Origin of the sequence: Cupriavidus sp. 2TAF22 (assembly GCF_052115045.1) — a bacterium.
Lineage (GTDB): Bacteria > Pseudomonadota > Gammaproteobacteria > Burkholderiales > Burkholderiaceae > Cupriavidus.
In genome coordinates, this window is the sequence record NZ_JBFRFX010000007.1 from 222,216 (window position 1) to 245,282 (window position 23,067).

At 62.7% G+C, this 23,067-nt stretch carries 21 protein-coding genes; 10 read left to right on the forward strand and 11 right to left on the reverse strand.

Going from position 1 to position 23,067, the window contains the following annotated elements; genetic code table 11:
* Positions 1 to 186: 186 nt before the first annotated feature.
* Positions 187 to 1,767 carry an isocitrate lyase gene (locus AB4Z48_RS11340; protein ID WP_441614024.1) on the reverse strand — a complete coding sequence of 527 codons (1,581 nt, stop codon included), beginning with the start codon at positions 1,765 to 1,767 and terminating at the stop codon, positions 187 to 189.
* Positions 1,768 to 2,287: 520 nt separating this feature from the next.
* Positions 2,288 to 3,202 carry a sterol desaturase family protein gene (locus AB4Z48_RS11345; RefSeq protein WP_441614025.1) on the reverse strand — a complete coding sequence of 305 codons (915 nt, stop codon included), beginning with the start codon at positions 3,200 to 3,202 and terminating at the stop codon, positions 2,288 to 2,290.
* 307 nt (positions 3,203 to 3,509) lie between these two features.
* Between AB4Z48_RS11345 and AB4Z48_RS11350 the strand changes: the two genes are divergently transcribed.
* Positions 3,510 to 3,809 (forward strand): hypothetical protein, encoded by a 300-nt coding sequence (locus AB4Z48_RS11350; RefSeq protein ID WP_441614026.1) that lies wholly within the window; start codon positions 3,510 to 3,512, stop codon positions 3,807 to 3,809.
* 169 nt (positions 3,810 to 3,978) lie between these two features.
* Entirely contained in the window at positions 3,979 to 4,743 is a 765-nt protein-coding gene (locus AB4Z48_RS11355) for a DUF4410 domain-containing protein (protein ID WP_441614027.1), read from the forward strand.
* A gap of 137 nt (positions 4,744 to 4,880) precedes the next feature.
* Here the strand turns inward: AB4Z48_RS11355 and AB4Z48_RS11360 are convergent, their stop codons facing one another.
* A complete protein-coding gene (locus AB4Z48_RS11360) occupies positions 4,881 to 5,315 on the reverse strand; it encodes an SgcJ/EcaC family oxidoreductase (protein ID WP_441614028.1) in 435 nt (144 codons plus the stop codon).
* Between the two features lie 274 nt (positions 5,316 to 5,589).
* Between AB4Z48_RS11360 and AB4Z48_RS11365 the strand changes: the two genes are divergently transcribed.
* Positions 5,590 to 6,447 carry a hypothetical protein gene (locus AB4Z48_RS11365; RefSeq protein ID WP_441614029.1) on the forward strand — a complete coding sequence of 286 codons (858 nt, stop codon included), beginning with the start codon at positions 5,590 to 5,592 and terminating at the stop codon, positions 6,445 to 6,447.
* A gap of 317 nt (positions 6,448 to 6,764) precedes the next feature.
* Here AB4Z48_RS11365 and AB4Z48_RS11370 read toward each other — a convergent pair whose 3' ends face one another.
* Complete coding sequence (locus AB4Z48_RS11370; RefSeq protein WP_441614030.1) at positions 6,765 to 7,397, reverse strand: CGNR zinc finger domain-containing protein; 633 nt, start codon at positions 7,395 to 7,397, stop codon at positions 6,765 to 6,767.
* Between the two features lie 466 nt (positions 7,398 to 7,863).
* On the opposite strand from AB4Z48_RS11370, the gene AB4Z48_RS11375 reads away from it, so the two are divergent.
* Complete coding sequence (locus tag AB4Z48_RS11375) at positions 7,864 to 8,718, forward strand: alpha/beta fold hydrolase (RefSeq protein WP_441614031.1); 855 nt, start codon at positions 7,864 to 7,866, stop codon at positions 8,716 to 8,718.
* Between the two features lie 77 nt (positions 8,719 to 8,795).
* On the forward strand, positions 8,796 to 9,767 hold the full coding sequence (locus AB4Z48_RS11380; protein ID WP_441614032.1) for a zinc-binding alcohol dehydrogenase family protein: 972 nt from the start codon (positions 8,796 to 8,798) through the stop codon (positions 9,765 to 9,767).
* A 127-nt stretch (positions 9,768 to 9,894) separates the two neighbouring features.
* Here AB4Z48_RS11380 and AB4Z48_RS11385 read toward each other — a convergent pair whose 3' ends face one another.
* The gene (locus tag AB4Z48_RS11385; RefSeq protein WP_441614033.1) at positions 9,895 to 10,743 is read right to left on the reverse strand and encodes a LysR substrate-binding domain-containing protein; all 849 of its coding nucleotides are present in this window, start codon (positions 10,741 to 10,743) and stop codon (positions 9,895 to 9,897) included.
* A gap of 103 nt (positions 10,744 to 10,846) precedes the next feature.
* Here AB4Z48_RS11385 and AB4Z48_RS11390 point away from each other — a divergent pair, with 103 nt between their 5' ends.
* Positions 10,847 to 11,494 carry a LysE family translocator gene (locus tag AB4Z48_RS11390; protein ID WP_441614074.1) on the forward strand — a complete coding sequence of 216 codons (648 nt, stop codon included), beginning with the start codon at positions 10,847 to 10,849 and terminating at the stop codon, positions 11,492 to 11,494.
* Between the two features lie 163 nt (positions 11,495 to 11,657).
* On the opposite strand, the gene AB4Z48_RS11395 is transcribed toward AB4Z48_RS11390, so the two are convergent.
* From AB4Z48_RS11395 to AB4Z48_RS11410, 4 genes are all read right to left on the reverse strand, one after another.
* The gene (locus AB4Z48_RS11395) at positions 11,658 to 12,818 is read right to left on the reverse strand and encodes an MFS transporter (protein WP_441614034.1); all 1,161 of its coding nucleotides are present in this window, start codon (positions 12,816 to 12,818) and stop codon (positions 11,658 to 11,660) included.
* Positions 12,815 to 14,170: an MFS transporter gene (locus AB4Z48_RS11400; RefSeq protein WP_441614035.1), complete on the reverse strand. Its 1,356-nt coding sequence runs from the start codon at positions 14,168 to 14,170 to the stop codon at positions 12,815 to 12,817. The genes AB4Z48_RS11395 and AB4Z48_RS11400 overlap by 4 nt, the downstream gene beginning before the upstream one ends.
* Positions 14,171 to 14,229: 59 nt before the next feature.
* Positions 14,230 to 14,991, reverse strand: coding sequence for an SDR family NAD(P)-dependent oxidoreductase (locus AB4Z48_RS11405; protein WP_441614036.1), 762 nt, complete (start codon positions 14,989 to 14,991; stop codon positions 14,230 to 14,232).
* An 87-nt stretch (positions 14,992 to 15,078) separates the two neighbouring features.
* Positions 15,079 to 16,836 (reverse strand): FAD-dependent oxidoreductase, encoded by a 1,758-nt coding sequence (locus AB4Z48_RS11410; RefSeq protein WP_441614037.1) that lies wholly within the window; start codon positions 16,834 to 16,836, stop codon positions 15,079 to 15,081.
* Between the two features lie 172 nt (positions 16,837 to 17,008).
* Here AB4Z48_RS11410 and AB4Z48_RS11415 point away from each other — a divergent pair, with 172 nt between their 5' ends.
* Positions 17,009 to 17,815, forward strand: coding sequence for an IclR family transcriptional regulator (locus tag AB4Z48_RS11415; RefSeq protein ID WP_441614038.1), 807 nt, complete (start codon positions 17,009 to 17,011; stop codon positions 17,813 to 17,815).
* A 193-nt stretch (positions 17,816 to 18,008) separates the two neighbouring features.
* Here the strand turns inward: AB4Z48_RS11415 and AB4Z48_RS11420 are convergent, their stop codons facing one another.
* Positions 18,009 to 18,935: a LysR family transcriptional regulator gene (locus AB4Z48_RS11420; RefSeq protein ID WP_441614039.1), complete on the reverse strand. Its 927-nt coding sequence runs from the start codon at positions 18,933 to 18,935 to the stop codon at positions 18,009 to 18,011.
* Between the two features lie 103 nt (positions 18,936 to 19,038).
* On the opposite strand from AB4Z48_RS11420, the gene AB4Z48_RS11425 reads away from it, so the two are divergent.
* Genes AB4Z48_RS11425 through leuD form a run of 3 tightly spaced genes read left to right on the forward strand, consistent with a single transcriptional unit; the run spans position 19,039 to position 22,076 of the window.
* Entirely contained in the window at positions 19,039 to 20,001 is a 963-nt protein-coding gene (locus AB4Z48_RS11425) for a tripartite tricarboxylate transporter substrate binding protein (RefSeq protein WP_441614040.1), read from the forward strand.
* 19 nt (positions 20,002 to 20,020) lie between these two features.
* Positions 20,021 to 21,439 carry a 3-isopropylmalate dehydratase large subunit gene (gene leuC / locus AB4Z48_RS11430; RefSeq protein WP_441614041.1) on the forward strand — a complete coding sequence of 473 codons (1,419 nt, stop codon included), beginning with the start codon at positions 20,021 to 20,023 and terminating at the stop codon, positions 21,437 to 21,439.
* On the forward strand, positions 21,432 to 22,076 hold the full coding sequence (leuD, locus tag AB4Z48_RS11435) for a 3-isopropylmalate dehydratase small subunit (RefSeq protein WP_441614042.1): 645 nt from the start codon (positions 21,432 to 21,434) through the stop codon (positions 22,074 to 22,076). Before leuC ends, leuD begins: the two co-directional genes overlap by 8 nt.
* Before the next feature lie 91 nt (positions 22,077 to 22,167).
* On the opposite strand, the gene AB4Z48_RS11440 is transcribed toward leuD, so the two are convergent.
* On the reverse strand, positions 22,168 to 23,052 hold the full coding sequence (locus AB4Z48_RS11440; RefSeq protein ID WP_441614043.1) for a LysR family transcriptional regulator: 885 nt from the start codon (positions 23,050 to 23,052) through the stop codon (positions 22,168 to 22,170).
* Positions 23,053 to 23,067: the final 15 nt, after the last annotated feature.

The following is a 23,067-nucleotide window of genomic DNA, read 5'->3' on the forward strand; positions in this document are numbered from 1 at the left end:
CGGAGAGGGGTTCCCCCTCATGTCGGGTGACAGCTTGCGGGGCAGTTCGGTCATATCGCGTCTCGGATCGAAAGACTCAACTGGCCGGGAAACGTTCGATGAGGACCCCTGCGAGCCATGTCGCCGGACAAAAAAAAGCGCCAACCCGTTTTGGGTTGGCGCTTTGTTTGAGGCGTACTACTGGTATCAGAACTGGTTCATCGTGTTGTCTTTACCTGCCGCCTTCAGGGCTGCATCGCCGCTGAAATACTCCTTGTGGTCGTCGCCGATGTCCGAGCCGGACATGTTCTGGTGCTTGACGCAGGCGATGCCCTGACGGATTTCCTTGCGCTGCACGCCGGCCACATAACCCAGCATGCCCTGGTCGCCGAAGTATTCCTTGGCCAGGTTGTCGGTCGACAGTGCGGCGGTGTGGTAGGTCGGCAGCGTGATCAGATGGTGGAAGATACCTGCTTCGCGCGACGCGTCGGCCTGGAAGGTCCGGATCTTTTCGTCGGCGAGCTTCGCCAGTTCGGTCTGGTCGTATTCCACGCTCATCAGCTGGGTGCGCTCGTATGCCGACACATCCTTGCCCGCGGCCTTCATCGCGTCATACACCTGCTGGCGGAAATTCAGGGTCCAGTTGAACGACGGGCTGTTGTTGTACACCAGCTTGGCGTTCGGGATGACCTTGCGAATCTCGCTGACCATGCCGCCGATCTGGGCGATATGCGGCTTTTCGGTCTCGATCCACAGCAGGTCAGCGCCGTTTTGCAGTGCGGTGACGCTATCCAGTACGCAGCGCGCTTCGCCCGTGCCGGCGCGGAACTGGAACAGGTTGCTGGGCAGGCGCTTGGGGCGCAGCAGCTTGCCGTCGCGCTTGATGATGACGTCACCATTGCCCAGTGCGTCGGCCGACAATTCCTCGCAATCGAGGAAGGAATTGTATTGGTCGCCCAGGTCGCCCGGCGTGTTGGTCACGGCGATCTGCTTGGTCAGGCCGGCACCCAGCGAGTCGGTACGGGCCACGATGATGCCGTCGTCCACGCCCAGTTCCAGGAAGGCATAGCGGATGGCGCGGATCTTGGCCAGGAAGTCCTCGTGCGGCACGGTGACCTTGCCATCCTGGTGGCCGCACTGCTTCTCGTCGGACACCTGGTTTTCGATCTGAATGCAGCATGCGCCCGCTTCGATGAACTGCTTGGCCAGCAGGTACGTTGCTTCGGCGTTGCCGAAACCCGCGTCGATGTCCGCGATGATGGGCACGACGTGGGTAACGTGGTTGTCGATCTTTTCCTGGATGGCGGCCTTGGCAGGGCCTTGGGCAGCATCCAGTTCGCGGAACAGGCCGCCCAGTTCACGGGCGTCGGCCTGGCGCAGGAAGGTGTACAGCTCGCGGATCAGCGCGCTGACGGAGGTTTTTTCGTGCATCGACTGGTCCGGCAGCGGGCCGAACTCGGAGCGCAGCGCGGCCACCATCCAGCCGGACAGGTAAAGGTAGCGGCGCTCGGTGCTGTTGAAGTGCTTCTTGATGGAGATCATCTTCTGCTGGCCGATGAAGCCGTGCCAGCAACCCAGCGACTGGGTGTACTTGGCCGGGTCTGCATCGTAGGCGGCCATGTCGGCACGCATGATCTTGGCGGTGTACTTGGCGATGTCCAGGCCCGTCTTGAACTTGTTCTGGGCACGCATGCGGGCGGCATACTCAGGGTTGATGGCATTCCATGCGCTGCCGTTGTTCTCTTTCAAACCGGCGACTGCCTTGATGTCGTCTTGATACTGGGCCATGGGAAATTCCTAAGAAGAAAGCGCGTTTGAAGAAAGGGTTGCGTGTGTTGCTACGGGTGTCGAAGCAATCAGCGTGGAATCATTGTATGGCGCTTCTGGTGCATCGCGGCGAAGTCTTATATAAGACATAAGAGTTGGTTTGTCCTTATTTTTCAATGACTTAGGCTTTGAATTTCGCAATGTGGAACGCGTTTTCGGGGAACGGAACGATGGCGTTGGGGAAGTTCGGAGCAAATTCCGCAATGTGAAACCCGCTTTCAGTTGTCGGAGGTGACGGCAGGCACGGATGTTCGGGCAACGATAGCTGGGGGATTTGTAGACGTCTGTCGAACGAACAGTGTCATGAGCCGGCGCAGGAACGCGTGGCTGTCTTCGTGTCCGCTGCGGTCGTTCGATCACGAGCGAGGATCGTCGCAAACTGGCCGGCCTCGGCCGCCGGATCACCGGCCTTCCCTGAAATCGGCGATAAACCAAGAAAATCGGGCAGCGCATGCTGCCCGTGTCTCCATCGCCCTTCCTGTTATCTGGCGCTCACCGCCACCGCATGTTCAACGGTTTGCTGCTGACGCAGTTCCTCTGTCGTCGTGCCCCTGCCATCCGGTGCCCAGCCCGGGGGCATGGCCAGGTAGCCAATCGCGTTCAGCACGTTGCCCGATTTCATCATGTCCTGGCCCAGGCTGACCCAGTGCTCGAACTGGTTGACGAGCGGATTGTGCGTGGTGGTCGGATGGACCAGGCCGAAGCGGCACGGTTCGTCTTCACGTTCTTCCACATAGGTGCCAAACAGCCGGTCGAAGATGATCAGCACGCCGCCGTAGTTGGCATCGAGGTAGTCCACGTTCGAGGCATGGTGCACGCGGTGTGCCGACGGGGTGTTGAACACGTATTCGAGCCAGCCAAGTTTGGGGATCCAGGTGGTGTGCAGCCAGAATTGGTACAGCAGGTTCAGGCTCAGCGTGGCCAGCACCACTTCCGGACGCACACCCAGGAACACCAGCGGTGCGAAGAAGATGGCGGTGCCCGTGATCTTGCCGGTCCAGCCCAGGCGGTAGGCGGTGCCCAGCGTCAGCTCATTGGGCGAGTGATGCACGGCGTGGGTGGCCCAGAAGAAGCGGATACGGTGCGAGGCGCGGTGGTACCAGTAGTAGCAGAACTCCTGGGCGATGAAGAGCAGCAGCACCGCGAGCACGCCGTTGATCTGGATCGTGAAGATGCGGTGGTCCCAGGCAAACGCGAAGATCGGCGTGGCCAGCGAGAGCGGCAGCAGTGCCGTCAGCTTGCGGCCGGCCATGTCGGCCAGCGACAGGCCCATTTCGTGCCAGGGGTAGTCCTTGCCTCCCTGACGCGCCTTGCGTGCCAGGAAGAAGGCTTCTACCAGTGAGGCGGCCACGACGATGACCGTGGCGAAGAGCGCTATCTTGTGGAGGTTTTCCATGATCGTCCTGTGTGTTGAGCGGTGACGTTGCTGCGTCGGTGAGCCAACTGTAGGAGTCGGTCGGGGAGGGCGCCATGCGGCAATTATGTCGGCCCATGTCATGGGTCGTGGAACCATGGCGGGTGCAGGACAGACGCCAATGTCCATCGCATCCGGCCGTGAATCCGCGCGGCTGTTCGACGCCGCGATCGTGTAACGCCGTGACATGTTTTCCACCGCGAGATTCACAAGTCCCCGACCTATAGTTCGGTCCGTCGCCGCGCCGCACCGGCTGGCTGAAACCGAAACTGAAACTGAAGGACTTGTGATGACCTCGCGCTTCTCTCGAATCTCCCGCTTCCTTGGCACCGTTGCCGGCACCGTGATGCTGTTGGCCAGCGGCCAGGCGTCTGCCTCGACCGTGGTGGTCGCTCCGGCTCCCGTTCATGTCGCCCGGGCGACGGTTGCGGTGACGACCGCGCCGACAGTGGTCGTGAAGCCAGTAGTGGTTATCAAGCCTGCACCGAAGGTGGTGTACGTGGCCGTAGCGCCGCTGCCGGCGGTGGTCGTGAAGGCCAGCCGGCGTACCGTCTACGTCGCTTCTCGTCCCATCTACGTTGTGCGCTGAGACCGCGAGGTCACAGCATTGGCGCCGTGTGAGCGTTCATGTCCGACCTCGCAACCCGCGCCGAAGGCCGTGACATCGGACGAAATAATTCCTGCCTGGCTTACGACGCCGCCGTTTTCCATACTCTGTTCACCGCGCCGCAGCGCATCGACAAACTGAAGGATTCAAGATGCCCACCACTCTCCAAACCACTGCCACCAAGATCAAGCGCCTGGCCATTGCCGCTCTCGCGACGGGCGCAATGCTGACGGCCGGCTACGCCAATGCCGGTGTCACCGACATCAGCCGTCCTGGCCTGCTGCAGACGGTGCAGGCCGATGTCATCTACGTGCATGCGTTTAGCGCCGATGCCGGTCAGGTACGACTTGACGGTGGCTTCATGCAGAAGGTGAAGACGATGGCCACAGGAAGCTCGGCTGCCGGCGAGCAATCGCAGGAGGCTTCCGAGGCACGCGAACAGGTGGCCAACGAGATTGTGCGCACGCTGCGTGGGCAGGGCCTGAACGCTGTGCGCTCGGACGCCCCTGCACCGGCCAATGCCAACGCGCTGATCGTGGAAGGCGACTTCCGCAAGATCGATGAAGGCACTAGCCGTCGTCGACTGCTGGTCGGCCTTGGCGCCGGCAAGAGCGAGGTCGGCGTGCAGGTGCGCATCTCTTACAAGCCGGCCAACGGCGCGCCGGTGCCGCTGCAGAGCTTTGTCGCCAATGCCGACAGTGGTCATATCCCGGGCATTGCCGAGACCGCTGGCGTGGGCGCCATAGCCGGACACGTGGCGGTCGCCGCTGCCGCAGGGACGGGCGTGCATGGCGTGTCCGAAATGAAGCATGACACCATCTACGCCGATGCCACGCGCCTGGGCGATTCAATTGGCAAACAAGTGGCGGCGGCAAGCAATGAGGAGAGGTGGATGGCGGTGCAACCGGCTATCTGATCGCAGACGGGCAGACGGGCCGGCGGCGGATGAATCGGTAGCTCGCCCCGGCCTTGTCCGGGGCGAGCTACTTCTTGGGCCTGATAGCCGGCAAGCGAGACAACCTCGTGCGTCGTGAAAGCAGCTTTGCGGCTCGATCAAGGACTCCGGTCGTCTCTCAAGACGGCTTCTCCCGTGCGCGGATTCGTCAGGGTGACATTCTCGAGCGCCTTGATTCGCCACTTGCCAACCTGTCGCGTCAGCACGGCAAGGATCAGCGTGTCGACAGCGTGCGGGCCCGCCGGATGAGCCGCACCGGCCGTGAGGCGGCTCCAGAAGTGAATGACCGCCGCATCGTCGCCGATGGGGATCACGTCGATCAGTTCGTTATCCAGCGTGGAATCGCTGTAGATAGTTGCGTGGATGGGCGCATGCAGCTTGATAATCGCCTCGACGCCGCGCACGTAGTGCCCGAACCGGTTCACAAATGTCGCATTCTCATGGAACAACGCGCCGAGGGACTGCATGTCGTGGCTGTTCCAAGCAGTCTGAAACGCGTGGGGCACGTCTTCGGGTTGACTCATTTGAATCATGTGGATTCTCGCAAGTGTCTAGGTCGGGACGCCCGACGTCCGCATCGGACGGTTGTTGTCGAGCGGTTGAATCCTCAGCCGAAAGATGCCCGCCATTGGTGAACGGCCGTGCCCGAGCCCATCTCGGACATCATCCAGCGCTTGCGAAACGGTCGCGCAGCCTGGCCCCGGAGCTACCCGCATCTTCCCCGCCGGACAGAAGGGGTGTCCGGATGGCTAGAGATTGACGAGGGGTTCATACTTGATCTGTCGCTTCAGCGCCAAGGGGGAAGAAATGGACCGCCGAGAATTCATCAGAGCCACTTTGGTACTGCTGCCATCGACGGCAAAGGGCGCCGACCAGATCGGCGAGACCCTCGATGGTACTTGGTTGGTTGTGGTCGAAGGAGAGAAAAGAGAGCGACTGCTTCGAATTGTGGACGCCTCTGCAGAGTCAGGGAAGATCCGGGTGGGTGATATCCGGTATGGCTGGATCGATGCTAAGACGCTGTCGCAGGTAACGGACTTTGACGCGCGATTCACCGGCGACAGATTGCAGATTTCATTTGTCACAAATGCCGGCTCTCGAATCGTAGTATCTCTGCGGTCAGGCGAAGAGAGCCTCGAAGGAACATTTGATGGCGCAAACGGAAAGCACGCCGCCATTCGGATGACTCGGCTCTCCACAGAAGAAGTCTCTGCGATAGCGTCCAACGTCGCGCCTAGTGTAGGTGGAGTAGGGCGCTATCCGTCGTCTGGTCCGCTGCATGTGGTGGCAGGGTCACGCATTAGTCTGGTCTACCTTGGAGCAAACAACTGCGTGGCATGCCGTGGCTACAAAGCCGAGTACTTTGGCTCTATGGACATAATGCGGAAGTCGCTGCCGGAATTCCACCAGATCGAGTACGTCGAGATCAGCCTCGGCGGGTTTAACTCTAACGTCCGGAGCAAGGATCTTCCTGAACATCTCGCTTGGGCCGCTGGAGACCGGCCTAACGGGAAACCCATTCTTCGCGCTCGCGGTACTCCGGCATTCTTTGCTGCGGTCGATAAGGAAATCTGGGCGCAAGGCCATGGTGTCGCGGGCCTCGAGAGCATCGTGATCCCACAAATCAGATTGGCGGTCGCGGAAAGATCTCGGCTGGCCCACTAGATTCGGCGCTTTGCATTTCGGCCGACGCGTCCACTGACTGCGCGTAGGGCGGTAGGCAGAAACTGTTTGGTAGCCGATGGCTTTGATGACTGGGCGCGCCGGCCCTTGAAAAGGCATCCGAAATCAGCGCTGTGATGTCGGCTGCCGGACACGCTTCCGCCAGTCCCTGAAGGACGCGTGAGCGGCCGCAACAGGCAGCCGAACTCGTTCAAGTAAGTCCTCGTTGTCTTCACCGAGTAACCGTTCAAACAGAAAATCGGTCACCTTGTGGCCGGATCGGGCCTGTCGGCCCAGCCCAGCCGAGGTCACCCATCACCTCAGCCGAGTGCCCGCTCCTTGAGCCGCTTCCGGTGAGCCGCAACCTTGGCCCGGTTGCCGCAGATCGCCATGCTGCACCATCTGCGGCCATGGCCCCGCGTGTGATCGGCAAACATCAGCGTGCACTGAGGACCCTCGCACGCTTTCACATGCAAGAAGTCTTCTTCACACACGAGTTTCGCGAGTATCTCGGCGATCGGCATCAGCAACGACTCCGGCGAGCGCCACCGTCGAGTCGCACGTAGTCCGAAGGCCGTTGGCGCACCTGGCGCGTTGGCGACGATCTCGGCATACCCTTCGTCCCGCTCAAGCAGGCGGTTTAGAGGTTCGAGTTCACGCAAATCCTCGGCGACCAGCGGTCGTCCCTTCGTACGCTGGACAAATCCCCTGAACCATTCCCGCAGACTTCGCGCCTGTGCCGCGACGCCATCGAGTTCGCCGGGCATCGACTCCGACCGTAGCGCGTCGAGCGTGCTGCGAGGCACCAAACCTGCCTGTTCTAGCCACGCAAGAAGGCCTTCCCCATCACCGATCCAGTCGACTTGCTCACTCGTCGGCGTGGCAACCGAGTTCAGGAAATCGAGGCCCTGCGCATCGGCCACGAATATTGCGGGAAGTCGTCGGTAGTCCATCTCAAGTGACCTGATGTGCAGTGTTGATGGAGGCCATGGTAACCCCTTAAAATCGTCTTGACAAGTTACACAACAAGAAACTAACCTACATGAACACAGCAGAACGGTTACTCGGGTTCGGAGCGTGTGCATTGCAAACGGCTGGAAGATTGAAAGGAGCGAGAAATGCCTCGTGGAGACGTGAAAGCGGCGCTAGGGGATGGCGCCTGGGCGGACGGAGCGAGTTGCAGGAAGGTGATTAGCGGTCTGGCGGAGCGAGGCGTCAATGCAAGGGCGGCATCCGTGCCGGTGATGTCGTCCGGCGAAGACATCGCCGTACTGGACAGAGCGCTGCAACGAATCGAACAACCGGTTGTGCTTGTCGGCGACGCCCAGCCTGGAAAGCGGCGGTCACTTCGCATGTTGGTTGCTGTTTCCAACGCGTGTTAACCACCGGTCACGTCATCAACTCACGAGAGAGAACCTCATGTCCGCTATTGCCTATCGCCACGCCGACGTCGACGGCTTCAATGTGTTTTATCGAGAAGCCGGTCGTGCCGGTGCCCAGAAAGTACTGCTCCTCCACGGCTTTCCAAGCTCGAGCCACATGTTTCGGGATTTGATTCCTCAACTGTCCGACCGCTTCCATCTGGTTGCGCCGGATCTACCTGGGTTTGGTCGTTCGGATATGCCGGCCCATGACACCTTCGCCTACACGTTCGACAACATCGCCGACGTGATCAGCCGCTTTACCGAAGTGATCGGGTTCGATCGCTTTGCCGTCTACGTATTCGACTACGGCGCGCCGACGGGCTTTCGGCTTGCGCTGAACCATCCGGAGCGGATCACCGCGATCATTTCCCAGAACGGCAATGCTTACGAAGAAGGACTCAGCGAAGGCTGGAATCCTATCCGGGCTTATTGGCGAGATCCTTCGCAGGGAAACCGTGAGGCACTGCGGGCCCTGTTGACTCCGGAAACGACACGCTGGCAGTACACACACGGGGTATCTGACACGGCTTCGGTATCGCCGGACGGGTATTCGCTGGATAACTTTTACTTGGGCCGTGCCGGCGCGGACGAGATTCAACTGGACCTGTTTGGCGACTACCAAAGCAATGTCGCGTTGTATCCCGCGTTTCAGCAGTATTTCAGAACGCACAAGCCTCCGTTCCTCGCCGTCTGGGGGAAAAATGATCCATTCTTCCTGCCTGCTGGCGCTACGGCATTCAAGCGTGACATCCCTGGCGCGGTGGTGCGCTTTCTCGATACGGGCCACTTCGCGCTCGAGACGCATGCGACAGAAATCGCCGCGGCCATGCGTGATTTTCTTGTTACCTGAAGTGTGGGTGTGTGTGGTCGATATGTAGCGACCAGACACGCCAATCAAATTGATTGTTCAACCAAAGGAGCAGCAATATGCGTGCAATCGTGATCGAGAAATTCGGCGGTCTGGATGGCCTTGTCTACACAGAGTTGCCTGAACCCGAACCGCTGGCGGGCCACGTGGTAATCGAAATCAAGGCATTTGGCATCAACCACGCAGAGATGCATATGCGGCGTGGCGAATGGGCCGAAGCCGCAAAGGTAAGCGGCATCGAATGCGTCGGGGTGGTGAAGTCGTGCCCTGGCGGCGAGTTCCCGGTTGGGGCGAAGGTTGCCGCGTTGATGGGAGGTCTAGGTCGAACCATCAACGGGAGCTATGCGGAATACACGCGCGCACCGGTGTCCAACGTCGCATTGATTGAGTCAGACCTGTCGTGGGCCGAACTGGCGGCCATCCCCGAAACCTATGCGACCGCATGGACCTGCCTGTTTCGCAATCTCGAGATCACGGAGGGACAGACGTTGGTCATCCGCGGTGCGACATCATCGTTTGGACAGGCGGCGGTGAAACTGGCGGTCAATGCCGGTGCGCGGGTCATCGCAACAACACGCAATCGCGAGCGCTTCGAGATGCTGGAGGGCCTGGGCGTGGCACGTGTCGAGCTCGAGGGACCGGACCTTTCGCAGCGAATTGCCGAGGCAAAGCAGGTTGACGCGGTACTCGACCTCGTCGGCAACAGCACCATTCTCGATTCGCTGGCGATGCTGCGACGGGGTGGCCGTGCCTGTCTTGCGGGCTGGTTGGGCGGCCTGGCTCCGATCGCGGACTTCAACCCACTCCTGCAAATGGCGAGCGGCGTGTATCTGACCTTTTTCGGTAGTTTCGTGTTCGGCACCCCGGGTTTTCCGCTGTCCGACGTACCGCTTCAGAAAATCGCAGAAGACGTGGCGGCTGGCCGTCTCAAGGTGACTCCGTCCCGGGTGTTCGGCTTTGATCAGATCCATGAGGCGCATCGGGTGATGGAAGCCAATGAAGCCGGCGGAAAGATGGTAGTCGTTCACTGAAGCAACATTGGCTTACCCAGACCGGGAGACATGAGATGTCCACGAAAGTAGCGATCGTCACGGGCGCCAGTCAGGGCGTCGGGCATTCGGGCGGATCGTGTCGATATCCGGCCATTGAACGACCGATCTAGCCCCTCATTTCAGCCAGAATCTGCTCGGCGAGAAAATCACACGGCGGTCGGCCGGACTGTGCGCTGCGGGCAAGCACGACCTCGAGTTCGTCCAGGGGCGGCAACCCTTCGTTCTGGGATAGCTGGACAAGGTGCCCCGGCACGCTGCATCTTGCGAGGGGCGCTATCGCGAGCCCCGCTTCTACCATGCTGACAAGGCCCAGCAGACTCGGGCTTTCGTAGGACATCCGGTACTTGATATTTTCCCGCTGCAGCGCGCTGATGGCATGGGCACGCGCGGTGCTGCCATGTGCGAAGACGGCGATGGGCAGCGGGCGTTCTTTCCATACTTTCCTTGCGGCCGACCCGGCCCACACCATCGGCTCGAACCGGATGAATTCGCCCGCGATGCCCCTTGTTTTCGTGATGCAGGCCAGGTCCAGCGTATTGTCTTTGAGCAAGGGAGCGAGCGCACTGCTGGGCAGGCCGATGACCCGGATTTCGACACGCGGGTGAGCAACCGCGAACTTTCCCAGAACCTGTGGCAGCAACGATGAAGCGTAGTCGTCAGGAACGCCGATGGTGACCCGGCCCTTTATCTCCGGGCGAACGATCGACGCCCATGCTTCCTCCCGCATGGCAAGCATTCGGCGGGCATAGTCCAGAAGCGTCCTGCCCTCTGCCGTAATCGCCACGTTGCGGGTGCTTCGCACGAAGAGCGGTTTTCCCAGCGCTTGTTCAAGCGCCTTGATCTGCATGCTCACCGCCGATGGCGATCGATGCACGGACTCCGCACCCCGAACAAATGAACCTGTATCGGCGACCGCCACAACCATTTCAAGAACGTCCAGATCGAGCTTCTTCATTTTGGTCAGAAAAGCTGAGCAATGGATTCAGTTTAATGCGTTTTACTTGAGTATGCATCGGACCGATACTGCTTGGGATGACCACTTGAACGAGCCCACAAAAATGCACGGTACGGTATCGATTTACGGATTTCTGGCGGTCGGCGGAATGCTTGCCGTGACACCGGGTCCGAACATGATCTACGTGATGTCGCGCTCGATTGCGCAAGGACCTGCGGCCGGCCTGATATCGCTTGCAGGCGTCATGCTCGGATACCTCGTCTATATGTTCGGGGCAGCATTCGGCATCACGGCGCTTTTCCTGAGGGTGCCTTATGCAGGCAGCGCGTTGGGTGCGGTGGGCGCCGTGTATCTGTTCTATCTGGCGTGGCAGGCCGTGAGGCCTGGGGGCCGTTCGCCTCTGGAGGTTCGCGATCTGCCTCGCGAACAGCCTCGCCGGCTCTTCGCGATGGGCGCAACGACTAGTTTGCTGAATCCCAAGCTCGCGATGGTCTTTCTGTCGCTCCTGCCGCAATTCATCAACCATCAGGACGGCAGCGTGCTGAGGCAATCGCTCGTGCTCGGTTCGTCGCTGATTGTGGCATTCGCATCGGTCAATGGCTTTGTGGCGGTCTGCTCCGGCAGCATGGCGAGGTTCCTCTCCAGCCGCCCGGGACTTCTGCTTGCTCAACGCTGGACTATGGGCGTTGTTCTGCTTGCCCTCGGCGCAAACATGGCCATCGATGCATTGAAGTCGGGAGGCTTCTATTGAGCTACGTCGCAAACCAGGTCGAGAGCGGCCGCCTGGTCGGAGACGATCAGTGGCCGAAACTGGCTGCGGATTCAAGCGGTCGATACAACGAGTTGATGGAATCGTTGGTGGGCCGGTGTATCGAAGTTCAGGGTTTTCCGCGGGCGTTCATTGTGCCGCCTGGCTATCCGGGGCGGTGACGGGGAGCGTCCGCGCGGAGCCGTGCGCCGAATGCCAGGCCGAGAACGGGAAGGGCCACGGCGGCGGCGGCGAACAACCATCGCGCTTCCAGCGTTCCGGCGACGGCCGCGGCGCCGCTCATGCCGATCGCCTGTCCCAGGAACAGGCTCGCGGCAAACAGCCCGACCGCCGTGCCGCGCGATGGCGGGAACACCTCGGTCGCCTGCGTTTGCAAGGTGTTGTGAAGCATGTAGAAGCCGAGTCCGCCGAGGAAGCATCCGGGGACGCTCCATTCCCACCGTGGTCCGAGCGCCACGATGGCAAAGGCTGCGCCCAGGAGCATGCCGCCGAGGGCGGCCAGCGCATCAGGCCCCAGGCGCCTGAACAGCACGCCTGAGACCGCCACATAGGCCAGGCCACCAGCACCATACATCGCCATCACGGCGCCGGCCGCGCCCAGGCCGAGCCCGAAGCGGCCGTGCAGGTAGGTCGGCACGAAGGCAAATCCCGCCAGGGTGAACAGGCCTTCGATTGCCGTCACTGCGAACAGCAGCCTTGCGCGCGGCTGACCCAGCACGCTGCGGAACTGCTCCCCGAATGAACGCCTGGCAGCCAGGTGGGAGACCAGGCCCGAGCCCCGCGTCCGCACGGCGAGCGCGGCAACGCCAGACCCCGTCGCCAGCACCCAGAAGACAACGCGCCAGTGCAGCCAGTCGGCAAGCAGGCCGGACATCCACTGGCCACCGATCGTCCCGCCGATGGTCGCGAGGAAGAAGCGGGCAAGCACCTGCTGCCGGTCCCTCGCCGGAACCGTATCGCCGATCATCGCCATGCTCATGGGGATGACCCCCGCCGCTGCGGCGCCCGAGAGTCCCCGGGCCAGCGCGAGGGCGGGCATGGTCGGGGCCACGGCGGCCATGACATGCGCAACGGCGCAGCCGGTCAGCGCCAGCGTGATGACGCGAAGCTTGCCGAAGCGGTCGCCGAGCGGGCCAAATACGAGTTGCATCAGCCCATAGGCCAAAGCGAACGCGGAGATGGACCACGCTGCCATGCCAACGGGTACGCCGAAGTCCGACGATAGCGCCGGAAGCAAGGCGTCACACGCGCGCATGGACGCCATGCTCATGGCCGCCGCAATGGCGAGAGGCCCGAATCGCCTCACTCCGCCACCCTTGCCATCGGATAGGCGTGCCGGGGCTTGGCGATCATGAATACCGTCCCCGCCGCGAGCAGCGCCGGCACCGCGAGCAGGCCGAATACATCGCCGAAGCCCCAGCCAAGGCCGAGGAGGCCCGCACCGATAAAGGAGCCCGCCATGCCACCGATGCGCCCGATGCCCTGCATCCACGCCACCCCGGTGGTGCGTGCCTCGGTCGGATAGAGGCTTGCGGCGTAGGTGGACATCGAAGTTGCCGCGCTCGTGACCAGGGTGCCACAAAGGAAAAGCGAGATACCCAGGAACTCCGGATGATCGACACCGCGTCCCACCACGATGACGAGCACGGCGGCCAGCAGGTACGCCACGACGATGGTACGGTTGGCATTGAAGCGGTCCATGAGCCAGCCAGCAGCAAGGTTGCCCAGCAGGCCACCAAGGGGAAACAGGGAGGCCAGCAGCGCGCCACGTTCCACGCTGTATCCGGCTTCACGGAACAGCGTCGGCATCCAGTTCGTCATCAGGTAATAGATCACCAGACCCATGAAGCACGACAGCCAGAGCATGACGGTGCGCCGCCGGTATCCTGCCGACAGGATGAGTGCAAGAGCCGAAGCCTTTCCCGCCTTGCCTGCCGCAGCCATCGGCGCGACGAACACGCAGTGTTCGAGCGTTTGCCGAGGCGCAATGCGCTTCAGGATGCGCGCGATCCGCTCGGGCGCCCCGTTGCGCACCGCCAGGAACTGGGCCGACTCCGGAAGCAGCGCAAGCAGCAGTACGGCGAGTACCAGCGGCGCGATGCCGCCAGCCGTCAACACGCCGCGCCAGCCGAAATGGGGAATCAGCCAGGCCGATGCCGCGCCGCCCGCCACCAGTCCACCGGAGAAGCCGCAATACATGGCATTCACCGCAAGGGAGCGCAGACGCGACGGCGCGTATTCCGACATCATCGTGATGGTCGTCGGCATGGCTGCGCCGAGTCCGAGGCCGGTCAGGAAGCGCAGGACGGTCAACGTGCCAACGGTTTGCGCCTGGGCGGCAACGAGCGTCCATCCTCCGAAGCATGTGACAGCCGCCACCAGTACCGCCTTGCGGCCAACGCGATCCGCCACCGGTCCCGCGAAGATCGCGCCCAGGCTCAGCCCAGCCAGTGCGGCGCTCATGACGACACCGAGTTCACCGCGGGCGATGCCCCATTCGTGCGCCAGCGACGGAGCGATAAAGCCGATGGCCGCCGTGTCGTAGCCGTCAGCCGCCACGACGAGGAAGCAGAAGGCGAGGACCAGCCACTGGCAGGGGGAAAAGCGTTCGGCGTCGATGAAGGACTGCACGTCGATCGTGCGGGATGCCTGTTTCATCGTTTGTCTCCTGGATGGGCGGGCAAACGCGATGTCCGCGCCTGCCTCGTTTGTGAGGGTCAGGCGGCGAGGTATCCGCCGTCCACGGGCAGGGTCACGCCGGTCACATAGGTGGACATCGACGAAGCGAGGAACAGCACCGCGCCCACCAGCTCTTCGGGTTGCCCCACCCGGTTCATCGGGATACGGGACATGAAGCGTTCGAGCTTCGCCGGGTCCGTGCGCGTGGACGCGGTCATGGGCGTGTCGATGACGCCCGGCGCAATGGCATTGACGCGCACACCGTCGCGCGCGAGGTCGGCTGCCAGCGACTGGGTCAGCATCTTCACCGCGCCCTTCGAGGGCGAGTAGCCGAGCGTGTTCGGCTGGCCCGAGAACGACGCGATGGAGGCGACGTTGACAATGGCGCCACGGGTCTGTCGCAGGGCCGGCAGCCACGCGTGGCAGACGTTGAACGTCCCTTCGAGGTTGACCTTCATCACCCGCTGCAGGTTGTCCAGCGCATGCTCGCTGTCGATGCCCTGGCGAATCAGGATGCCGGCGTTGTTCACCAGCACGTCGACGGGGCCGACGCTGGCGGTGATCTCTTCGGCGACGGCACGGCACTGCGCGGCATCGGTCACGTCCAGCGCGCAGGCACGCGCCGCGTGGTTCCGGGCATCGATCATCGCCGCCGTCTCATTGGCATTGGCTTCGTTCATGTCGGTGACGACGACCGTCGCGCCGGCCTCGGCGAGGCCGATGGCGATGGCCCGGCCGTTGCCCTGGCCCGCGCCGGTTATAAAAGCGACCTTCCCGGTCAGGAGTTGAGGAATCAGCATGATTGCAATCCAGGGAAATTCAGGGTGAACGCCGCCACGCGGCCGCCGCAATGCGGCCGCGTGGGTGACAACAATCGGGCAGGGAGTTCAGTGCATGGCCAGAGGCTCGCGCGCGGAAGCCGCGCTCGCATTCGGGGGCGTGGCCTGAGAGTGATCGGCGATGTGGTTGCCCGCGACATAGCCGAAGGTCAGGCCCGGGCCGAGCGTGATGCCCGCACCGCTGTACTCGCCGCCCATGATGCTTGCCGCGTCGTTGCCCGCTGCGTAGAGGCCGGGGACTGGATCGCCGTCCAGGGAGACGACCTGGGCGTGCTCGTTCGTACGGATGCCCATGAAGGAGCCAAGGTCGCCCGGTACGAGCTTGAGCGCATAGAACGGACCGTTGGCCAGCGGCGCGACGCAGGGATTTGGCGTGTGCAGCGCATCGCCCTGGTAGCGGTTGTAGGCTTTGCTGCCACGCCCGAACTCGGGGTCGCGCCCGTACTGCGCCGTTTCGTTGTACTGGCGAACGGTGGCGGCGAGCGTCGCCGGTTCGATACCGACCTGCTTCGCAAGGTCCTCGATGGTCTTGCCGCGCTTGAGGTAGCCGTTGCGCAGATGCGGCCCGAGCGGCATCGGGAACGGCTTCACGAAGCCGAGGCCGTAGTGCCGGATCGCCGCATGGTCGGCGATCAGCCAGCACGCCGTCTCCGGCTTGCCCTTCGAGGCGGCGATCATCGCCTGCACGAGATCGTGGTACGAGTTCGCCTCGTTGGCAAAGCGCTTGCCATCCAGGCTGACGGCAATCACGCCTGGTTTCGCCCGGTCAATGAAGTGGGGCATGATGCCGGTCGTGCCGTCCTTGCGCGGCACGAGCGACATGGGCGTCCACGCGGCGGCATTCGACAGGTTCTTGTCGAACACGCCGCCCACCGCTTCGGCCATGCGCACGCCGTCGCCCACATTGGTCTGCGGCGTTGGCGAGAAGTGGCCGTGGCCTGCCTGCACGTGCGGGTAGGTCTCCTTGCGCCGCTCGAGGTCGTGCGGAAACCCGCCGCTGGCCAGCACCACACCGTGACGCGCCTTTACGCTGATCCGCTGGCCGTCGCGCTGAAGCACTGCGCCCGTGACGCGCCCTCCGTCCTGCAACAACGCCACGGCAGGCGACGACAGCCATACCGGGACCGACAGGTCGGCCGCCGACTTCGCGAGTCGCGCGGCCAGCGCATTGCCGTTGGTCAGCGTCATGCCCCGCCCGTACTTCATTACCTCCAGGAAATGCCTGGTCAGGCGTTTGGTGACATACCAGGCGGACGCCAGCGATCGCGTCACCCGCATGAAATGAACGATCTCCTTGCCGGAGCCGATCGTCACACCGAAGACGGTCAGTTCCGGCAGCACGGGGCCGAGGGTCTTGAGCAATGGGCCGAGTTCGCGGGCGTCGTACGGGCGCGTCACCATCGAGCGGCCGCCTTGCGCGGCGCCGGGCGCCTCGGCGTGGTAGTCCGGGAACGTTAGCGGCATGTCGAACTGGACGGCGGTCTTCGACATGAAGAACTCGATCGCTTTGGGGCCGTTCGCCAGGAAGGCGCGTACACGCGCCTCGTCGAACCCGGCGCCGGCCTGGTTCCGGATATAGGTCAGCGCCTGGTCCGGTTGTTCGTGATGGCCGTATGCCTTGGCCAGATGGGTGTTCGGCACCCATAGCCAGCCGCCCGAGCGGGCCGTCGTGCCGCCGTAGTAGCTCGCCTTCTCGGCCACGATGACCTTCAAGCCCCGGCTGGCGGCGGTAATGGCCGCGGACATGCCGGCGACGCCTGATCCGATGATCAGAACATCACATTTTTCCTGTTGCAGTGCAGACATCGACTTCTCCATTCAAGTGCGGGCGGTATGGCCGCCAAGAGCGGCGCCGCCATGATTGCTAGATTAGTACTAGCGCGCTTGAAATGATCTACTAGTTAACCCTACGCTTACGCATTAGATAATGTCTAGTGTTATACTGCGCGCACTAACCATCTCATGGCAGGGACATACCGTGGACCAGACCGACCAGGCACCCGAGCCACCCGAGCGAGAACGCCGCGGCATCCAGTCGATTGAAGTGGGGGGGGAAATCCTGAAGGTGCTGGCCTCCGAGGCCAGGCCGATGGCGCTACGCGATCTCGTGAAGGCGGCAAACATGCCGTCCGGCAAGATCCATCCGTATCTGGTGAGTTTCGGGAAGATCGGACTCGTCGCCCAGGACCCGGTCACGGGTCGCTATCTGCTCGGCCCGATGGCCATCCAGCTCGGGCTGACCAGCCTGCAGACGCTCAACCCCATCCGCGAGGCCACGCCGTTCGCCGAAGCGCTGTCGGAAGAAACGTCGCACGCGGTCGCGCTCGCGGTATGGGGAAACCTCGGGCCGGTCATCGTGCGGCTCATCGATGCGTCCTATCCCATCCACACGAATATCCGAACCGGCACGGTCATGTCGCTCGCCAATACGGCAACCGGCAGGATTTTCTCGGCGTTCCAGCCGCGCCAGCTCACCGAGAAGCTGTTGCTGGACGATCGCGTACGGCTCGGCCCCGATATCGCGCATCCGCTGGACGCTGCCATTGTGGAGGAGATGATCAAGGAAGCGCGGGCGCGCCACATGTCCCGCAGCATCAACCATCCCACGCCAGGGATCGTTGCCTTTTCCGCGCCCGTGTTCGACTACTCGGGAAACATTGCGCTGACGATTACCATCATGGGGCCGACCGGCACGGTCGATACCGATTGGGACGGCCCGGTTGCCAAAGCGCTGGATGCCTGTGCGCAGGCAGTTTCGAAGCGCCTTGGCTACCGGGCCAAGTAGCGGTGCTTGCGAGGGGAATCGTGCACGCTGCCGAGCGAACAGGCGTTCAGCTTCGTGTGGCTGACCGTCGGCATGGCATGACCGCTGCCGATTCCAACGTAGCCGGCTATCTGTCCCCAAGCGGTATCCGCATTACGTCGCATACGCGAGCCTGGCGCCGACGTGAGTGATGCTCTGGAAGGTAATACCAGTACTACCAGTGACCGTCCGAGCCGCCGGAAGCTGGACCACGGTGATCGGCGAAGCGGTCCAGCAGGAAGTCCACGAGAACCCGAACCTTGTCGGGGCGATTGCTCTGGGCCGGAAATACGAGATTGATATCCGCCGGTGTGAGCTGCCATTGCGGCAGCACCCGGCACAACGCGCCGCTTCGCAGGTGCTCCGCGACGTCCCACTCCGAGCGTACGATCAAGCCTTGACCATCGAGCGCCCAGGCCAACGCGGACTCTCCGTCGTTTGTGCTCATGGTCCCGCGGATCTTGACGGTTTCCTGCTGCGCGCCGTTGCGCAAATGCCAGGTACCAAACGTCTCATCGCTCTCACGGATGAAAATGCAGTTGTGCCGGGACAGGTCGCGCGGACTTGAAGGCTCGCCGCTTGCTTCGATGTAAGACGGTGCGGCACAGACCATGCGGCGGTTGTTGGCCAGTAGCCGACCGGTCAGTCGCACATCCGGCAGTTCTCCAAAGTGGACCAGCACGTCCAGACCCTGCTCGACCAGGTTCAGCGAACGATGGCTCAGATAAAGCTGCACCTCGACTTTCGGAAACTTCCGCGTGAATTCGGAGAGGGCCGGCGCGATATGCCTTCGTCCGAATCCCAGTGTTGCCCCGATTTTTAGCAAGCCGTGCGGCGTACTGCTGCTTCCCGCAATGGTGCGCTCAAGGGCTTCCATCTCCGCATGAATTCTGGCGCCTTCGACCAGGTAGCGCTCCCCCTCGGGCGTCAGGCTGATGCGTCGCGTGGTCCTGTGCAACAGGCGGACACCCAGACGGGCCTCAAGGCCAGAAAGCCGCTTGCTGACGGCCGGTGGCGTGACGCCCAGTTCCTGCGCGGCCCCTGCAAGGCTTCCGTGCCGGTTGATCAGCATGAAAAACGCAAGGTCGGAGAAATGGTCCATTGGTGAACTACAGGAACGAAAGAAGTGAATAACTATGAATTATGCGTCATGTGGTAACTGATAGGATGGTTTCCATAACGATTCATACTCACAGGAGACGCCCATGAAGTTTGCCCATCTCACCGCAGCGCTGATTTGTGCCACGTTCGCTGGCACTGCGGCTGCRCAATCCTATCCTCAGCGACCGGTCCGGCTCATTGTGCCGTACGCGCCGGGTGGAAGCGCCGACATCGCCGCGCGTCTGGTATCTGACACTTGGGCGAAAAGTCTGGGCGGCACCATCGTGGTTGAGAACCGGGCCGGCGCCGGCGGCAATATCGGTGTCGATGCGGTCGCGAAAGCCGCCCCCGATGGCTACACGATCGGACTGCAAACGGTCTCGCTCGCCATCAACCCGGGCCTGTTCCCGCGCATGCCGTACGACACGCTGAAGGACCTTGCGCCGATCGGCATGGTCGCCAGTTCGCAGCATGTCCTGGTGGTCAACAACAATGTGCCCGCCAGGAACCTTCAGGAACTGATATCCGTTGCGAAGGCAAAGCCCGACAAGCTGACCTATGGTTCGGCAGGCAACGGGAGCACGTTTCATATGTCCGCAGAACTGTTCAAGTCTGTGGCAAGCGTCTCTATCGTCCACGTCCCTTATCGCGGCGGTGGCCCGGCCCTGGTTGACACGATCGCCGGTCAGGTCGACATGAGCTTCCCGGTGGTTTCCGCCGCCCAGCAACATGTCCAGAGCGGCAAGCTCCGGGCGCTGGCTGTCACCGGATCAAAGCGCTCCCCACTGCTTCCCAATGTCCCGACCGCAGCCGAGGCGGGCCTGTCCGATTACACGTTTGAAACCTGGTTCATGGTGTTTGCGCCGGCGGGCACGCCGAAGCCTGTCGTAGACAAGTTGAACGCCGCACTGAATGCCGCGCTGGCATCGCAGGCGGCCAGGGACCGGATGCTCAAGGAAGGCTTCGAGGCGACGCCGAGCACGCCCGAGGCGGCGCGGCAACGCCTGGAAAAGGAGATGCCCATGTGGGCCAGATTGATCAAGCAGCGCGGCATCACCGCGGAATGATCCTGAAAGAGGTATAGCAATGACCCCGACAACCCTGTACCAGAAGCTGGTCGACTCCCATACGGTCGCCAGAATTGATGAAGACAACGTTCTGTTGTATTGCGACCTGCACCTGATGAATGAGTACACCAGTCCTCAGGCATTCCATGGGCTGCATGAGCAAGATCGCGGTGTGCTGATCCCCGGGCAAAACGTCTCCGTCGTCAGCCATATCATTCCGACGCACCCAACGGCGATCCGGGTGATCGCGGATCCCGCCTCCGCCCTGCAGGCCACGAACCTCCGGGACAACTGCAACCGGCATGCGATTCCGCTGTTCGACACCAACGACACGCTGCAAGGGATCGAGCACGTGATTGCACCGGAGCACGGGATGATCCGGCCGGGCATGGTGGTGATCTGCGGCGACAGCCATACCACGACGTATGGCGCGCTCGGCGCCCTGGGCTTCGGTATCGGGACCTCCGAGGTCGAACATGTGCTGGCGACCCAGACGCTGGTCTATCGGATGGCAAAGACCATGCGCATCCGCGTAGACGGGAAGCTCCCGGTCGGCACGACCGCCAAGGATCTCATTCTCAGGATCATCGGTGCGATCGGCGCGCAAGGCGCACGCGGGTATGTCGTCGAATACTGCGGATCGGCCATTCTGGATCTGAGCGTCGAGGCACGCTTCACGCTCTGCAACATGACGGTGGAAGCTGCGGCGCGAGGCGCGTTGATCGCGCCAGATGCGGTCGCCACCGATTACGTGCTGCGCCGTGCGGTGGACATCGAAGGCCCGCAACGTGAAGATGCGCTCCGATACTGGGCAAGCCTGCAAAGCGATGCGGGCGCCCTGTTTGATATGGAGTATGTGTTTGACGCGAGCGATGTCGAGCCCTATGTGACCTGGGGAACCAGCCCCGACCAGGTACTACCTGTTTCCGGACACATTCCATTCCCCGAGGATCAGATCGACGAAGTCGAGCAGCGGTCGGTTGAACGGGCGCTTGCGTACACACACCTGACGCCCGGGGCGGCGTTGGAAGGCACGCCGATCCAGCATGTCTTTATCGGATCCTGTACCAACGGACGCATCGAGGATCTCAGGGCCGTGGCGAACGTAGTCCGCGGCAAGAAGGTGGCCGAAGGGGTCAGGGCCATGGTGGTACCCGGCTCAGGCGCGGTCAAGGCTCAGGCCGAACGGGAAGGCATTGCCGACATCGTTACCGCCGCGGGATTCGAATGGCGCCAGCCGGGTTGTTCGATGTGCCTGGCAATGAACGATGACGTGCTCGCCGACGGCGTTCGCTGCGCTTCCACCACCAATCGCAATTTCGAGGGCAGGCAAGGACGCGGGGCCATCACCCACCTGATGAGCCCGCCCATGGCCGCCGCCGCGGCGATCACCGGAACGATCACCGACGTCCGAAAGCTGGAGACTTCCCATGTCTGAGTACACGCACATCACTGGCAAGGGTGCGGCGATCCGCATCGAAAACCTCGATACCGACCAGATCATCCCGAAGCAGTTCCTGCGGGGCATCGACAAGACTGGCCTGGACAAAGGCATTCTCTATGACCACCGCTTCGACGCCACCGGCGCACGCCGTCCGGACTTTGTGCTGAATCGCCCGGAGTACGCCGGCACCGGCATCCTCATCGGCGGAGCGAACTTCGGCTGCGGATCGAGCCGCGAGCACGCGGTATGGGGACTGCAGCAATTTGGCATTCGCGCCGTCATTGCACCCAGCTTCGGCGAGATCTTCTATTCGAACGCCATGAATAACCAGCTTCTGCTGGTAATGTTGCCGCGGGAAGCCATTGAGCAGTTGATGAACGACGTGGACGCGAATAGCGGCAACGTGATCACGATTGATCTCGATGCGATGCGGGTGCGGACACCTTCAGGGGAGTATCCCTTTGAGCTGTCCGCGAGGCACCGCCGCATGTTCCTCGAGGGGCTGGACATCATCGGCCTCTCCCTGAAGCACCGTGGCGAGATTGAGGAGTTTGTCGGGAAGTACTGGTCCAGCTTCCCCTGGACAAAAAACGTAGCCAGACAAACTCGAGACCGGCTTGGGTCTACCTGAAAAGGACGACTTCGCTTGTCGCGAGTCGGGTGGGTGCCTCGCACAACTCGCACAACTCGCACAACAGCCGGTCGGCGTGTGGCCAACGGCGCTACCCCGCCCGTAGCGCCCACAGGGCCTCCAGCACGTATTCCGTGGCACGTTCTACCCGTTCCGCGCTGTGCGCCAACCCCAGTCGCCGCCACAATGCCGGCCGCAGCGGCCGCATCACCACGCGCGCATCCGGCGCCGGCGTGGTGACCTCGTGTGGCAGCAGGGCCGCGCCATAGCCGGCCGCCACCAGGCTCTTGATGGCGTCGTTGTAGTTGAGCTGGATACGCGGCGCCGGCCTCTGGCCACCGCTGGCGAACCACTCGGCGGTCAGGCGCGACAGGCGCGTGGTGCCGTCATTCAGGATCAGCGGGCGCGTTGCCAGCCAGGCCGGCGTGATGCGCGCAGGGCAGGGCCAGCTCGCTGGCAGGAAAGCCCGCACAGGATCCCGCCGCCAAGGGCGGATGGTCAGCCCCGCCACGCGCGCCTGTGGCAGGGCCACCAGACCGATCTCCAGCGTGCCGGCGGCCAGCCGCGCCAGYGTCTCCTCCGAGGTGAGCACGGCCACCTGCACGTCGATGTCGGGGTGCTGCTCCGCCAGCATGGCCAGCGCCTGCGGCAGCAGGTGGGCGATGGCCCCGGTCGAGGCGCCGAGGCGCACGCGGCCGGTCAACCCCTGCACCTGACGCTGCACGTCGTCCAGCGCAAGGTCGGCATCGGCCAGCAGGCGGCGGGCGCGATCGACCAGTGTCTCGCCAATCGACGACGGACGCACCTCGCCGCGCTTGCGCGTCAGCAGTGGCGCGCCGACGCGGGCTTCCAGCTCGGCAATGTGCAGGCTGACGGTGGGTGGAGCCAGGTGCAACGCGCGCGCAGCTTCGGCGAAGGAACCCAGATCGGCGATGGCGACGAGGGTACGCAGGCGGTCCAGGCTGATCTCGCGCATGGGGCGGAACTCCGG

Bases quoted from the DNA above. Each gene is read 5' to 3' on its own strand.
- AB4Z48_RS11340 (WP_441614024.1), bottom strand. From the start codon at position 1,767: ATGGCCCAGTATCAAGACGACATCAAGGCAGTCGCCGGTTTGAAAGAG.
- AB4Z48_RS11345 (WP_441614025.1), bottom strand. From the start codon at position 3,202: ATGGAAAACCTCCACAAGATAGCGCTCTTCGCCACGGTCATCGTCGTG.
- AB4Z48_RS11350 (WP_441614026.1), top strand. From the start codon at position 3,510: ATGACCTCGCGCTTCTCTCGAATCTCCCGCTTCCTTGGCACCGTTGCC.
- AB4Z48_RS11355 (WP_441614027.1), top strand. From the start codon at position 3,979: ATGCCCACCACTCTCCAAACCACTGCCACCAAGATCAAGCGCCTGGCC.
- AB4Z48_RS11360 (WP_441614028.1), bottom strand. From the start codon at position 5,315: ATGATTCAAATGAGTCAACCCGAAGACGTGCCCCACGCGTTTCAGACT.
- AB4Z48_RS11365 (WP_441614029.1), top strand. From the start codon at position 5,590: ATGGACCGCCGAGAATTCATCAGAGCCACTTTGGTACTGCTGCCATCG.
- AB4Z48_RS11370 (WP_441614030.1), bottom strand. From the start codon at position 7,397: ATGGACTACCGACGACTTCCCGCAATATTCGTGGCCGATGCGCAGGGC.
- AB4Z48_RS11375 (WP_441614031.1), top strand. From the start codon at position 7,864: ATGTCCGCTATTGCCTATCGCCACGCCGACGTCGACGGCTTCAATGTG.
- AB4Z48_RS11380 (WP_441614032.1), top strand. From the start codon at position 8,796: ATGCGTGCAATCGTGATCGAGAAATTCGGCGGTCTGGATGGCCTTGTC.
- AB4Z48_RS11385 (WP_441614033.1), bottom strand. From the start codon at position 10,743: ATGAAGAAGCTCGATCTGGACGTTCTTGAAATGGTTGTGGCGGTCGCC.
- AB4Z48_RS11390 (WP_441614074.1), top strand. From the start codon at position 10,847: ATGCACGGTACGGTATCGATTTACGGATTTCTGGCGGTCGGCGGAATG.
- AB4Z48_RS11400 (WP_441614035.1), bottom strand. From the start codon at position 14,170: ATGAAACAGGCATCCCGCACGATCGACGTGCAGTCCTTCATCGACGCC.
- AB4Z48_RS11405 (WP_441614036.1), bottom strand. From the start codon at position 14,991: ATGCTGATTCCTCAACTCCTGACCGGGAAGGTCGCTTTTATAACCGGC.
- AB4Z48_RS11410 (WP_441614037.1), bottom strand. From the start codon at position 16,836: ATGTCTGCACTGCAACAGGAAAAATGTGATGTTCTGATCATCGGATCA.
- AB4Z48_RS11420 (WP_441614039.1), bottom strand. From the start codon at position 18,935: ATGGACCATTTCTCCGACCTTGCGTTTTTCATGCTGATCAACCGGCAC.
- leuC (WP_441614041.1), top strand. From the start codon at position 20,021: ATGACCCCGACAACCCTGTACCAGAAGCTGGTCGACTCCCATACGGTC.
- leuD (WP_441614042.1), top strand. From the start codon at position 21,432: ATGTCTGAGTACACGCACATCACTGGCAAGGGTGCGGCGATCCGCATC.